Below are 12,327 nucleotides of genomic sequence, written 5' to 3'. Positions count from 1 at the left end.
GGGACGGGCCGGCCCGGCGGCCTCGGACCGCCCGGCCGGTCGCGATCACTCGATCTCGGACGCCTCGTAGTAGCCGCTGTCCACGAGGGCCTCCTGGTAGTTGTCCTTCGTGACGATCTGCGACTCGAGCAGGTAGGCGGGGACCACCTTCACGCCGTTGTCGTAGGTCTCCTCGTCGTTGACCTCGGGCTCCTCGCCCTTCATCAGGGAGTCCACCATGAGCACCGCGCGCTCGCCGAGCTCGCGGACGTCCTTGAAGATCGTGGAGTACTGCTCGTCGTTGACGATGGACTTCACGGATCCGATCTCGGCGTCCTGGCCGGTCACCACGGGCAGCTCGTCCTGGGAGTAGCCGCCGGAGCGCAGCGCGGAGATGATGCCGATCGAGAGGCCGTCGTAGGGGGAGAGCACACCGTCGAGCTGGTCGCCGCCGCCCACCGTGATGAGGTCCTCCATCCGGTCCTGGGCGGTGTCCGGCAGCCAGCGCAGGATGGCTGCCTGCTCGAAGTCGGTCTGGCCGCTGGGGACGTTGAGCGTGCCGTCGTCCAGGTACGGCTTGAGGGTGTCCATCGCGCCGTCCCAGAAGAAGGTCGCGTTGTTGTCGTCGGGGCTGCCGGCGAAGAGCTCCACGTTGAAGGGGCCCTTCTCGCCGGTGGGCTCGCCGTTCTCGTCCAGGACGCCGAGGCCGGTGAGCAGCGACGTGCCCTGCTGGACGCCCACCTCGTAGTTGTCGAAGGTCGTGTAGTAGTCCACGGTGTCCGACTCGTTGATGAGGCGGTCGTAGGCGATCACGGGGATCTCCTGGGTCTCGGCCGTGTCGAGCACGCTGGTCAGCGTGGTGCCGTCGATCGAGGCGATCACCAAGGCCTTGGCCCCGCCGTTGATCATGTTCTCGATCTGGGAGATCTGGGTGGGGATGTCGTCGTTGGCGTACTGGAGGTCCACCTCGTAGCCGAGCTCCTCGAGCTGGGCCTTGACGTTCTCGCCGTCGGCGATCCAGCGCTCGGACTGCTGCGTGGGCATCGCCACGCCGATCCGGGCGCCCTCGTTGGAGCCCTCCTCCGCGCCGGCGCCGCGGCTGCCGCCGCAGGCCGTGAGGCCCAGCGCGAGGGTCAGGGCGGTCACCCCGGTGAGGGTCTTCTTCAGGTCGATCTTCGGGGTCATGGTCGTGCCTTTCGTCGGTCCGGGCCGCACTGCCCGGTGGTCGTGGTGTTCGTGGCTGTCGTGGTCGTGGCTGTCGTGGTGGGGCGAGGTCGTGCCGGCAGTGAGCGGTCGTGCCGGCCGTCGGGCGTCGTGGTCAGAGCTTTTGGGCGAGCCGGTGGTACGCCGCGTTCCACCGCACCTCCCGCTGGAACTCCCGCAGGGTCGTGGCTCCGTCGATGAGGAGCAGCTCGGTCCGGGTCATGTCGGCGAAGTCCCGGATCACGTCGGCGCCCACCGCGGTGCTGAGGACGGTGTGGTGGGCGGCCCCGGCGGTGAGCCAGGCCGCGGCCGAGGTCGCCAGGTCGGGGTGCGGCTGCCAGACGGCCCGGGCCACCGGCAGGTTCGGGAGCGGGGCGTCCGGGGGCACCACGTCCACGGTGTTGGCGGTGAGCCGGAAGCGGTCCCGCATGTCGGACATCGCCACGACCACGCCGGGCCCGGCGTCGGTGTCGAACACCAGGCGCACGGGGTCCTCCCGCCCGCCGATGCCCAGGGGGTGCACCTCGAGGGAGGGCCGCGCCGTGGTGAGCGTCGGGCAGATCTCCAGCATGTGGGCGCCGAGGATCTTCTCCTCGCCGGGCACCAGGTGGTAGGTGTAGTCCTCCATCAGGGACGCGCCCCCGGGCAGGCCGGCGCCCATGACCTTGGCCGCCCGCACGAGCAGGGCCGTCTTCCAGTCCCCCTCCGCACCGAAGCCGTAACCGCGGGCCATGAGCCGCTGCACGGCCAGGCCCGGCAGCTGGCGCAGACCGCCGAGGTCCTCGAAGTTCGTGGTGAAGGCGCCGAAGCCCCCCTCCTCGAGGAACTGCAGCATCCCGAGCTCCTGCCGGGCCCCGTACCGCAGGGACTCGTGGCGCTCGCCGCCGCGGCGCAGCTCGGGGGCCACGTCGTAGAGCTCCTCGTACTCGGCGACCAGCTCGTCCACGCGGTCCTCGGACTGGGCGTCGACCACGGCCACGAGGTCGTTGACGCCCCAGGTGTTCACGGACACCCCGAACTGCAGCTCGGCCTCGGTCTTGTCGCCCTCGGTCACGGCCACGTTGCGCATGTTGTCGCCGAACCGGGCCACCTTCAGGCCCTGCACCGCCGCGCGGCCGGCGCACGCCCGCTGCCAGGAGGCGATCTGCTCGGTGACCCCGGAGGTGGAGACGTGGCCCACCACGGTCTTGCGCGGGACGTCGAGCCGGGTCTGGATGTAGCCGAACTCGCGGTCGCCGTGCGCGGCCTGGTTGAGGTTCATGAAGTCGAAGTCGATCTCGTCCCACGGCAGGGCCACGTTGATCTGGGTGTGCAGGTGCAGCAGCGGCTTGCGCAGCGCGTCCAGGCCGGTGATCCACATCTTGGCCGGGCTGAAGGTGTGCATCCAGGCGATGGCGCCGATCACGCCGTCGGCGGCGTTGAGCTCGAGGGCGGTGCGGCGGATCGACTCCGCGTCCTTCAGCGTGGGCTTCCAGACCACCTCGACCGGCAGCCCGGCCGCGCCGAGCAGCCGGACGATCTCACGGGACTGCTCGGCCACCTGGCGCAGCGTGTCCTCGCCGTAGAGGTCCTGGCTGCCGGTGAGGAACCAGACCTCGTAGTGGTCAAGGGCGGTGGGCAGAGGATTCACGGGCGTGCGCTCCTGGGGTGGTGGGGACGGCCGCGGGCTGCTGGCCGTAGACGTTCTGGTAGCGGTCGAACAGGGAGTCGACGTGCGCCGGCTCGATGGGCAGCGGCTCGCCCAGCTGGCGGGAGAGGTGCACGGTGCGGGCCACGTCCTCGAGCATGGCCGCGGCCTTGACGGCGTCCCGGGCGTCCTTGCCGACGGTGAAGGGGCCGTGGTTGCGCATCAGGACCGCCCGGGAGCGGTGGCCGGCGAGGGTCTCCACGATGCCGCGCCCGATCGAGTCGTCGCCGATGATCGCGAAGGGGCCGACGGGGACCTCCCCGCCGAACTCGTCCGCCATGGCCGTGAGGACGCAGGGGATGGCCTCGCCGCGGGCCGCCCACGCGGTGGCGTAGGGCGAGTGGGTGTGGACCACTCCCCCGACCTCCGGCAGGTGCCGGTAGACGTAGGCGTGGGCCGCGGTGTCGCTGGACGGCGAGCGCTCCGCGCCCGGGGTGCCGGGGACCGGGCGGCCGTCCAGGTCGCACAGGATCTGGTTCTCCGGGGCGAGGTCGTCGTAGCTCACGCCGCTGGGCTTGATCACGAAGAGGTCCGTGCCGGGAACCCGCCCGGAGACGTTGCCGGCCGTCCAGACCACCAGCCCGTAGCGGACCAGTTCGGCGTGCAGCTCCGCGACCTCGCGCCGCACCCGGGCGACGCGCTCCTCGAGCTCGGGCGTCAGGGCGTTCATGCGGAGACCTCCTGGGTGGAACGGGCGTTGCGCCGGAGCGCCTTGAGCCGGCGCATGACGTCGCTGCCGCCGCGGCCGAAGTGGTCGTGCAGCGCGGTGTAGTCCTGGTAGAGCACGGAGTACGCCTCGGTGTGCGCGGGGTTCGGGGTGTAGGCGTGGCGCTCGAGCCGGCCCATCGCCGCGGCCGCCGCCCGGACGTCCGGGTAGGCTCCGGCGGCCACGGCCGCGTGGATGGCGGAGCCCAGGGCCGGGCCCTGGTCGCTGCCGATCACCGAGATCGGCATGCCGAGCACGTCCGCGTAGATCTGCATGAGGAAGGAGTTCTTGATCAGCCCGCCGGCCGCCACGAACTCGGTGACGGGGATCCCGGAGGAGGCGAACGCCTCGACGATGGTGCGGGTGCCGAAGGCGGTGGCCTCGAGCAGGGCGCGGTACACCTCGTGGGGACGGGTGGCCAGGGTGAGGCCCACGAGCAGCCCGGAGAGCTCGTGGTCCACGAGCACGGACCGGTTGCCGGACTGCCAGTCCAAGGCCAGGAGCCCGTGGGCGCCCACCGGTTCGCGGCTCGCCTGCTCGGTGAGCAGCTCGTGCACGCTCAGCCCGCGCCCGGCGGCCTCCTCCTGGAGCCGGCCGGGCACGAAGTGGGCGGTGAACCAGCCGAAGATGTCGCCCACCCCGGACTGCCCGGCCTCGTAGCCGTAGAGCCCGTCGATGATCCCGCCGTCCACCACGCCGCACATCCCGGGGACCTCGCGCAGGGTGTCGGAGCTCATGACGTGGCAGGTGGAGGTGCCCATGATCGCGACCATCTGCCCCGGCGCGGTGGCCCGGGCGGCGGGGGCGCTCACGTGCGCGTCGACGTTGCCCACCGCCACGGCGATGCCGGCGGGCAGGCCCGTCCACTCCGCGGCCTGCGCGCTGAGGGTGCCCGCGGCGGTGCCGAGGGCGCCGATCGGGTGGTCGACCTTGTCGCGGGCGAACCCGGCGAACCCGGGGTTGAGGGCGGCCAGGAACTCGGGGTCGGGGTACTCGCCGTCCTGCAGGATGCCCTTGTACCCGGCGGAACAGGCGTTGCGCACGTAGCGGCCCGTCAGCTGCCACACGATCCAGTCGGCCGCCTCCACCCAGTGGTCCATGAGGTGGTAGAGCTCGGGGTCCTCCTCGAGCAGCTGCAGGCCCTTGGCGAACTCCCACTCGCTCGAGATGAGGCCGCCGTAGCGGGCGAGCCACCGCTCCCCGCGGCGGGCCGCGAGCTCGTTGATGCGGTCGGCCTGGCCCTGCGCGGCGTGGTGGCGCCAGAGCTTCACGTAGGCGTGCGGACGGTCCGCGAGCCCGGGCAGCTCGTTGAGGGGCGTGCCGTCGGCCCGGACCGGGACCATGGTGCACGCGGTGAAGTCGGTGCCCACGCCCACCACGGCGCGCGGGTCCACCCCGGCGGCGCGGACGGCGGCGGGCACCGCGTGCCGCAGGACGTCCACGTAGTCCGCGGGGACCTGCAGCGCCCACTCGGGCGGGAGGGCCTCCCCCGTGGCGGCGAGCACGGTGTCCATCACGCCGTGCCGGTACTCGTGCACCGCGGAGCCCAGCTCGGCGCCGTCGTGCACCCGCACGACGACGGCCCGCCCCGACAGGGTGCCGTAGTCGACGCCGATGACGTACGTGGGATCTGGGCTGGGCTGGCGCACGGAGGACCTCGTTGTCGTTCGGGCCGCACCCTCCGGGGAGAGGACCGGCAGCCGCGTCCCCACCGGAATGTGAACGGTCACATTTGATGTTCGGGCCAACGTACCGCAGCGCCGGACCATGTGTCCCACATCACTTGATAACGGTTTGGTAACGGCCGGGAAGGAGGGCTACCGGACGCCGGACGTGGCGGGCGCGGCCGTGGAGCCGCGCACCACGAGCACGGGCTCCACGTCTCCCGGCCGGACCGGCTGCTCCCCCCGCAGCTCGGCGAGCAGCACGGCCATGCACCGGCGGCCCAGCTCGGGGAAGTCCTGGCGGACCGTGGTCAGCGGCGGCAGGAAGTGCGCGGCCTCCGGCACGTCGTCGAAGCCGACCACGCTGACGTCCCCGGGCACCTGCAGGCCGGCCTCGACGAAGGCGTGGACGAGGCCGAGCGCGATGTGGTCGTTGCCGGAGAAGACCGCGCTGAACCGGCTGCTACCCCGCATCCCGAGTCCGGCGCGGTAGCCGGAGTCCGCCGTCCACGCGCCGGCGGGGACCACCACGGGCTCGAGCCCCCAGGCGGCCACCTCCTCCCGGTAGCCCTGGCGGCGGGCATCCGTCTCGACCCAGCCCTCGGGGCCCGGGACGTGGACCACGTGGCGGTGCCCCAGCTCCAGCAGGTGCCGGGTGGCCAGCCGGGCGCCCGCCAGCTGGTCCACCGACATCCGGTGGTCCTCGCTGTGCAGGGAGTGCACGGTGACGAACGGGATCCGGATGGACAGCTGCTCGATCACCTCCAGCGTGCGCGACTGCGGCGCGAGGATCACCAGCCCCTCCACCGCGTGGGCGACCATCCGGTCCAGGGCGGACTCGATGGAGGCGCGGTCCGCGTGGTCGATGTGGGCGGTGTCCACCACGTAGCCCGCCTCGTCGGCGGCCGTCTCGACCGCCCGGAGGCTGGCCGACGGACCGTACTCGGCGCCCGAGGAGACGAGGGCGCCGATGGTCCGGGACTCGCTCGTGACCAGGGCCCGGGCCGCGCGGTTGGGCCGGAAGCGCAGCTCCTCCATCGCCTGCAGGACCCGCTGGCGGGTCGAGTCGCGCAGCGCGGGGTGCCCGTTGATCACCCGGGAGACGGTCTGGTGGGAGACACCGGCCGCGCGGGCCACGTCCCGGATGTTCGGGGCACGCGGAGGCCGTGCGGAATGCGCACCACCCTCGACGGTCATGGCCAGAACGGTACTGCACGGCACCGGGCGGACCCAGCGCGGGGACCGCCCGGGGGCTCCGCGGGTCTCCCGGTGCTTGCGCGGTGGACACGTCACCCCGCATGGTGGTCCCCGGTGCTCCCGGATCCACGGGCCGCCGTCCCCGGGGCCCCCGGGTGACCCTCCACCGATCGCGGAACGGGATTCGACGCATGGAACAACGCACACTGGGCAGGACCGGACGGAAGATCTCCACCGTGGGGCTGGGCACGTGGCAGCTGGGCGCGGACTGGGGCGAGGTCGACCCCGCCGAGGCCACCGCCGTGCTCGAGGCCGCGGTGGAGTCGGGGGTGACGTTCTTCGACACCGCCGACGTCTACGGCGACGGCCGCAGCGAGCAGACCATCGGCGCGTTCCTGCGCGACCGCCCCGAGCTGGACATCACGGTGGCCACGAAGATGGGCCGCCGCGCCGACCAGGTCCCGGAGAACTACACGCTCGCGAACTTCCGGCAGTGGGTGGACCGCTCGCGCCGGAACCTGGGCACCGACACCCTCGACCTCGTCCAGCTGCACTGCCCGCCCACCCCCGTCTACAGCGACCAGGAGGTCTACGACGCCCTGGACACGCTCGTCGAGGAGGGCGCCGTGCGCCACTACGGCGTCAGCGTGGAGCGCACCGACGAGGCGCTCGCGGCCATCGCCCGCGGCAGCACCGCCACCGTCCAGATCATCCTCAACGCCTTCCGGCTCAAGCCGCTGGACGCCGTGCTGCCGGCGGCGAAGGAGGCCGGGGTGGGCATCATCGCCCGGGTGCCGCTGGCCTCGGGGCTGCTGTCCGGGAAGTACACCGCGGACACCCGGTTCGCGGAGGACGACCACCGCAACTACAACCGCGGCGGTGACGCCTTCGACGTCGGGGAGACGTTCTCCGGGGTGGACTTCCAGCGCGGCCTCGAGGCCGTCCGCGAGTTCGCCGGGCTGCTCCCGGACGGCGTGACCACCGCGCAGGCAGCGCTCGCGTGGATCATCGCCCAGGACGGCGTCAGCACCGTGATCCCCGGGGCCCGCAGCGTGGAGCAGGTCCGCGGCAACGCCTCGGCGGCGGACACCGGGGACCTGGGCCGGGAGCTCGACGCCGGCGTCCGCAGGATCTACGACGCCTACTTCCGCGCGGACGTCCACCCCCGCTGGTGAGCCCGTGCCGGGCCCGTCCCGGCAGCGCCGAGGGCGGGCCCGGCACGGCCGCGACGACCGGGAAATACGATGCGACTAGGAGATCTGCAGCCCTCCGTTGATGTCATATGTCGCTGCCGTGATGAATCCGGCGTCCTCTCCGACAAGGAAGGCGAGCAGGGCGGCCATGTCCCGCACGGTGCCCACGCGGCCCACGAGGATGTCCTTGGACATGTCCGACTTGCGCTCCTCGCTCAGCGTGCCGCCCATGATGTCGGTGTCCACGGGACCGGGGGCGATGCAGTTCACGGTGATGCCGTGCTCGCCCATCTCGCGTGCCACGGCGCGGGTGAAGCCGATGATGGCGGCCTTGGACGCGCTGTAGGCCACCTTGGAGTAGGTGCCGCCGCCGCGCTGGGCGGAGATCGAGGAGACGCTGACCACGCGGCCGAGCCGGCGCTCGATCATCCCGGCCAGCACGCGCTGGGTCACCATGAACGTGCCGGTCATGTTGATGGCGAAGACCCGGTCCCAGGCCTCGCGGGTCTCCTGCATGAACTCCGTGGGCGAGCTGATGCCCGCGAGGTTGACGAGCGCCACGATCGGCGGGAGCTCCGCCTCGACCCGGGCCACGGACTCGTCGACGGAGTCCTGGTCGGAGACGTCCGTGCGCAGCCCGAGGGTCTGCACCCCGTGCCGGCCGGCGATGTCGCGGGCGGCCTCGGCGGCGGCGTCGCCGTCGATGTCGAGGACGGCGACGCTCCAGCCCTGGCTCGCGAGCAGGTCGGCGGTGGCGCGGCCGATGCCGCGCGGGGAGGCGGCACCGGTGAGCACGGCGGTGCGCTCGGCGGGGAAGGCGGTGGTCTCGGTCATGTCAGTCGTCTCCTGTGCTGTCGGGTGTGCTGTCGGGTGTGCTGTCGGGGGCGGGCCGGAGTGCCGGGTCGGGCAGCCCGCCCGGCCCGGGATCGGGTCCGCCGGGTGCGGTCCCGCGGCCGACGTAGTGCTCGTAGTCGGCGTAGGTCTGGTCGATGTGGGCCTCCATGGCCTTGCGCGCGGCCTCGGGGTCCCGGCTGCCGATGGCCGCCAGGACCAGCCCGTGGTGCTCGATGGCGTGCCGCTGGACCTCCGGGAACGCGGAGGTCGCCCGGCGCTCGGCGTAGAGGAGCTGGGAGAGCTGGGCCAGCAGGACGGGGACGAACGGATTGCCCGAGGCCCGGAGCACCGCGTCGTGGAAGGCCATGTCCGCGCGGGTGACCTCGTCCAGGTCCTGGGCCTCGTGCGCGCGCCGGAGGTCCTGGACCGCGGCCTCCATCGCCGCGAGGTCCTCCGGGGTGACGTGGACGGCGGCCAGCTCCGCGGAGCCGGTCTCCACCATGCGCCGCACCTCCAGCAGCCGCAGCGCCACCTGGTGGGAGGTCGCGCTCCGGGCGGCGGCCTTGAGGATCGCCTCGAGCCCGGTCCACGCGTCGGGCGGGTTCACGTAGGTCCCCAGCCCGCGCCGCACGTAGACGATGTTCTGCGCCTGGAGCGCCTTGAGGGCCTCCCGGACGGTGAGCCGGCTGACGTCGGAGGCCCGGGCGATCTCGGCCTCGGGGGGCAGGGCCTCGTGCGGGCCCACCTCGCCCTCGAGGATGCGCTCGAGCAGCTCTTCGGCGACGGCCTCGACCAGCGACTTCCTAGCCATCGTCACGCCGCCCCGCCGCGGCCCGCGCGGGAGCACCGGTGCGCACCTCGGGGTCACGGTTCACGATCCGCACCTGCCTCTTGTCAGACGTCATATGTGTGACTAGCCTCACATGCACTGCCGCTCTCGTCAATTCCCATCGGCCGGGCCGACCGCCCGCCCGCCCCACGTCCCCGAGGAGCCGATCACCGTGGATCTGCAACTACTCCTGGCACTCGTGCTGGGCATCGCCACCATCATCGTCCTGGTGCTCCGCACGCGCCTGGACGCCTTCGTGGCGCTGCTCATCGCCGCCCTCGTCACCGGGCTGGTCGCGGGCCAGCCGGTGCTCGACATCGTCTCGGCCATCACCACCGGCTTCGGGAACACGCTCGCCTCGATCGGCATCGTGATCGGCCTCGGCGTGGGCATCGGCAAGATCCTCGAGGTCTCCGGGGCCGCCAACGCGCTCGCGCACGCCTTCCTCCGCGTCTTCGGCCACGGCCGCGAGCCGTGGGCGATGGGCAGCGTGGGCGCCCTCGTCTCCATCCCGGTGTTCTGCGACTCCGGCTACGTGATCATGAACCCGCTCGCCCGGTCCATCGCCCGCGTGAAGCGGGCCGGCTACGTGACCCTGGCACTGGCACTGGGCTGCGGCATGACGCTCACCCACCACCTGGTCCCGCCCACCCCGGGGCCCCTCGCCGTGACCGGCATCCTCGGCGCGGACCTCGGGGCCGTCATCCTGGCCGGTCTGGCCTTCACCGTGCTCCTGTTGCCCGTCGTGGTCCTCTACGCGCGCTGGATCGGCCCCCAGCTCGAGCCCAGGGTCGAGGAGCACGTGCGCGAGGCCGTCTACGGCACCGTCGCCACGGCCGGCGTCGGGGGCGGCGGCGCCCGCAGCGCAGGCACGGACCTGCAGGACGGCCCCCGGGACGGGCTCGACGACGAGGCCGCCCAGGAGTCCACCGGTGACCCGGCCTACGACCTCGGTGAGCCGCCGGCCGGCGCCAAGCCGCACAAGGTCGGCGCGTTCGTGGCGTCCCTGCCGCTGCTCGTCCCGCTGCTGCTGATCATCCTCAACACGGTCACCGGCGCGATCGACCAGAACGCCCAGGGCGTCATCGGCGGCGACGAGTACGAGCCCTCCTCCTGGGCGGTCCCGTTCGCGTTCATCGGCAACCCGGTGGTCGCGCTGATCATCGGCATGATCCTGGCCCTCTACGTGCTCCTGCCCCGGTGGACGCCCCGCACCAAGGCGCACGGCTGGTTCGCCGAGGCCGCGGCCTCGGCCGGTCTGATCCTGCTCATCACGGGCGCCGGCGGCGCGCTGGGCCAGGTGCTCCGCAGCTCCGGCGTGGGGGACGCCCTGGCCGAGGCCATCGCCTCCACCCCGCTGCCCGCGTTCCTCGTGCCGTTCCTGATCGCCACCCTCGTGCGCATCGCCCAGGGCTCCGGAACGGTCGCGATGATCACCGCGGCCTCCGTCTCGGCGCCGCTCGTGACCACGCTGGGCATCGACCCCGTCGTCGCCGTCCTGGCCTGCACGGCGGGGTCGATGGTGTTCAGCTACTTCAACGACTCCTACTTCTGGGTGGTCACCCGCTTCACCGGGCTGGAGGGCACGGACGCACTGAAGGGCTGGTCCGGGATCACCACCGCCGTCTGGGCCGGGTCCATCCCGCTGCTGTTCGTCCTCAACCTCATCCTCGGCTGACCACGGCCGGACCCGGCGGGACAGCCGGGCTCCGGCCGGGACGGGGCGGCGTGCCGGGGCGCGCCGCCCCGTCTACGCTGTCCGGAGATCCTCCGTCCCGTGTACCGGAAAGGGTGTGCCGTGCTCACCAACGCGTCATCGGCCACGGGCCGGCGGGCCCGTCTCGGCTTCGGCTTCCTCGGAGTGGTGCTGATCGCGGTCAACCTCCGCGTCGGGTTCGTCACCGTGGGGCCGCTGCTCGAGGAGATCAGCCGCGACCTCGGCATCTCGGCGGGCCAGGCCGGCCTGCTGACCGGGCTGCCGCTGGCCATGTTCGCCCTCTTCTCCCCCGTGGCCCCGGCGGTGGCCGCCCGGACGGGCCTGGACCGGGCCCTGTGGCTGTCGCTGCTGCTGCTCGCGGCGGGGATCGCCGGCCGCTCCGCGCCGGTCGAGGGCGCCGTGTGGGCGGGCACCGCGGTGATCGGCATCGGCATCGCGTTCCTCAACGTGCTGCTGCCCTCGCTGGTGAAGCGGGAGTTCCCGCTGCGGGTGAGCCAGGTCACCGGCGTGTACACCTCGATCCAGGGCGCGGTGGCGGCGGCGGGCTCCGCACTGGTGGTGCCGATCGCCCACGCCGGTCCGGCCGGGTGGCGCCTGGCCCTGGCGGTGTGGGCGGTGCTCGCCGTGGTGGCGCTGGTGGTGCTCTCCCCCGGGCTGCGGACCGGGCACGCCGAGCAGACGGCCCCCGCCGCGGAGGCGGGCCCCTACCGGTCGCCGTGGCGCTCGGCGCTGGGCTGGCAGGTGACCCTGTTCATGGGTCTGCAGTCGGTCGCGTTCTACGTGCTCATGGCGTGGCTGCCGAGCATCGAGCGCAGCCACGGCGTCTCGGCGACCGCGGCCGGCACCCACATGGCGCTGTTCCTGCTGATCGGGATGGGCGCCAGCCTCGGCACCGGGGCGCTGATGCACCGGGTCCGCGACCAGCGTCCCGTGGCCTTCGCCGGCGGCGCGCTGGCCTTCGCCGCCTTCACGGGACTGGCCGCCGCGCCGGGACTGACGCTGCTGTGGATCGTGCTCGGGTCGATCGGCTGCGGCAGCCTCATCGTGGTCGCCCTGTCCCTGTTCAGCCTCCGGTCCACCGACCACCGGCAGGCGGCGGCCCTGTCCGGGATGGCCCAGTCCGTGGGCTACGCGCTGGCCGCGATCGCCCCCGCCGTCGTCGGCGCCCTCTACGACGCCGGCGGGCGGTGGGAGCCGCCGCTGCTGCTCATGGCCGGGCTCATGGTGGGGCTGTGCGCCGTCGCGCTGCTCGCGGGCCGCGACCGCGTCATCGGGTCCGGGGACTGAGCCCTCCGGTCCGCCCGCCACGGCGCGGCGC

At 72.9% G+C, this 12,327-nt stretch carries 10 protein-coding genes; 3 read left to right on the top strand and 7 right to left on the bottom strand.

Annotated features, from left to right (window positions below; translation table 11 throughout):
- Nucleotides 1-45 precede the first annotated feature (45 nt).
- The 5 genes from chvE to ACFU0Y_RS13345 all read right to left on the bottom strand — a co-directional run bounded on the left by chvE (nt 46) and on the right by ACFU0Y_RS13345 (nt 6,436).
- The gene (gene chvE / locus ACFU0Y_RS13365) at nt 46-1,164 is read right to left on the bottom strand and encodes a multiple monosaccharide ABC transporter substrate-binding protein (protein ID WP_380215018.1); all 1,119 of its coding nucleotides are present in this window, start codon (nt 1,162-1,164) and stop codon (nt 46-48) included.
- 133 nt (nt 1,165-1,297) lie between these two features.
- Nucleotides 1,298-2,812: an L-arabinose isomerase gene (araA, locus tag ACFU0Y_RS13360; RefSeq protein WP_380215017.1), complete on the bottom strand. Its 1,515-nt coding sequence runs from the start codon at nt 2,810-2,812 to the stop codon at nt 1,298-1,300.
- Nucleotides 2,787-3,539, bottom strand: coding sequence for an L-ribulose-5-phosphate 4-epimerase (locus tag ACFU0Y_RS13355; RefSeq protein ID WP_380215016.1), 753 nt, complete (start codon nt 3,537-3,539; stop codon nt 2,787-2,789). The genes araA and ACFU0Y_RS13355 overlap by 26 nt, the downstream gene beginning before the upstream one ends.
- A complete protein-coding gene (araB, locus tag ACFU0Y_RS13350; protein WP_380215015.1) occupies nt 3,536-5,224 on the bottom strand; it encodes a ribulokinase in 1,689 nt (562 codons plus the stop codon). Before araB ends, ACFU0Y_RS13355 begins: the two co-directional genes overlap by 4 nt.
- Nucleotides 5,225-5,392: 168 nt before the next feature.
- Nucleotides 5,393-6,436 carry a LacI family DNA-binding transcriptional regulator gene (locus tag ACFU0Y_RS13345; RefSeq protein ID WP_380215014.1) on the bottom strand — a complete coding sequence of 348 codons (1,044 nt, stop codon included), beginning with the start codon at nt 6,434-6,436 and terminating at the stop codon, nt 5,393-5,395.
- Nucleotides 6,437-6,627: 191 nt separating this feature from the next.
- On the opposite strand from ACFU0Y_RS13345, the gene ACFU0Y_RS13340 reads away from it, so the two are divergent.
- Complete coding sequence (locus ACFU0Y_RS13340; protein WP_380215013.1) at nt 6,628-7,611, top strand: aldo/keto reductase; 984 nt, start codon at nt 6,628-6,630, stop codon at nt 7,609-7,611.
- Between the two features lie 75 nt (nt 7,612-7,686).
- On the opposite strand, the gene ACFU0Y_RS13335 is transcribed toward ACFU0Y_RS13340, so the two are convergent.
- Entirely contained in the window at nt 7,687-8,463 is a 777-nt protein-coding gene (locus ACFU0Y_RS13335; protein WP_380215012.1) for an SDR family NAD(P)-dependent oxidoreductase, read from the bottom strand.
- Between the two features lies 1 nt (nt 8,464).
- Nucleotides 8,465-9,274, bottom strand: a complete 810-nt coding sequence (locus ACFU0Y_RS13330; RefSeq protein ID WP_380215011.1) for a FadR/GntR family transcriptional regulator — start codon at nt 9,272-9,274, stop codon at nt 8,465-8,467.
- A 190-nt stretch (nt 9,275-9,464) separates the two neighbouring features.
- On the opposite strand from ACFU0Y_RS13330, the gene ACFU0Y_RS13325 reads away from it, so the two are divergent.
- Entirely contained in the window at nt 9,465-10,970 is a 1,506-nt protein-coding gene (locus ACFU0Y_RS13325) for a GntP family permease (RefSeq protein WP_380215010.1), read from the top strand.
- Between the two features lie 120 nt (nt 10,971-11,090).
- Complete coding sequence (locus ACFU0Y_RS13320) at nt 11,091-12,296, top strand: MFS transporter (RefSeq protein WP_380215009.1); 1,206 nt, start codon at nt 11,091-11,093, stop codon at nt 12,294-12,296.
- Nucleotides 12,297-12,327: the final 31 nt, after the last annotated feature.

Source organism: Kocuria sp. NPDC057446 (assembly GCF_042802875.1).
In the GTDB taxonomy this organism is placed as follows: domain Bacteria; phylum Actinomycetota; class Actinomycetes; order Actinomycetales; family Micrococcaceae; genus Kocuria.
This window is presented reverse-complemented; position numbering and strand designations above follow the sequence as displayed.

What these genes read in the sequence shown, in the direction of transcription:
- ACFU0Y_RS13345 (WP_380215014.1), bottom strand. Translation starts at nt 6,436, where the DNA reads ATGACCGTCGAGGGTGGTGCGCATTCCGCACGGCCTCCGCGTGCCCCG.
- ACFU0Y_RS13340 (WP_380215013.1), top strand. Translation starts at nt 6,628, where the DNA reads ATGGAACAACGCACACTGGGCAGGACCGGACGGAAGATCTCCACCGTG.
- ACFU0Y_RS13355 (WP_380215016.1), bottom strand. Translation starts at nt 3,539, where the DNA reads ATGAACGCCCTGACGCCCGAGCTCGAGGAGCGCGTCGCCCGGGTGCGG.
- ACFU0Y_RS13330 (WP_380215011.1), bottom strand. Translation starts at nt 9,274, where the DNA reads ATGGCTAGGAAGTCGCTGGTCGAGGCCGTCGCCGAAGAGCTGCTCGAG.
- ACFU0Y_RS13335 (WP_380215012.1), bottom strand. Translation starts at nt 8,463, where the DNA reads ATGACCGAGACCACCGCCTTCCCCGCCGAGCGCACCGCCGTGCTCACC.
- chvE (WP_380215018.1), bottom strand. Translation starts at nt 1,164, where the DNA reads ATGACCCCGAAGATCGACCTGAAGAAGACCCTCACCGGGGTGACCGCC.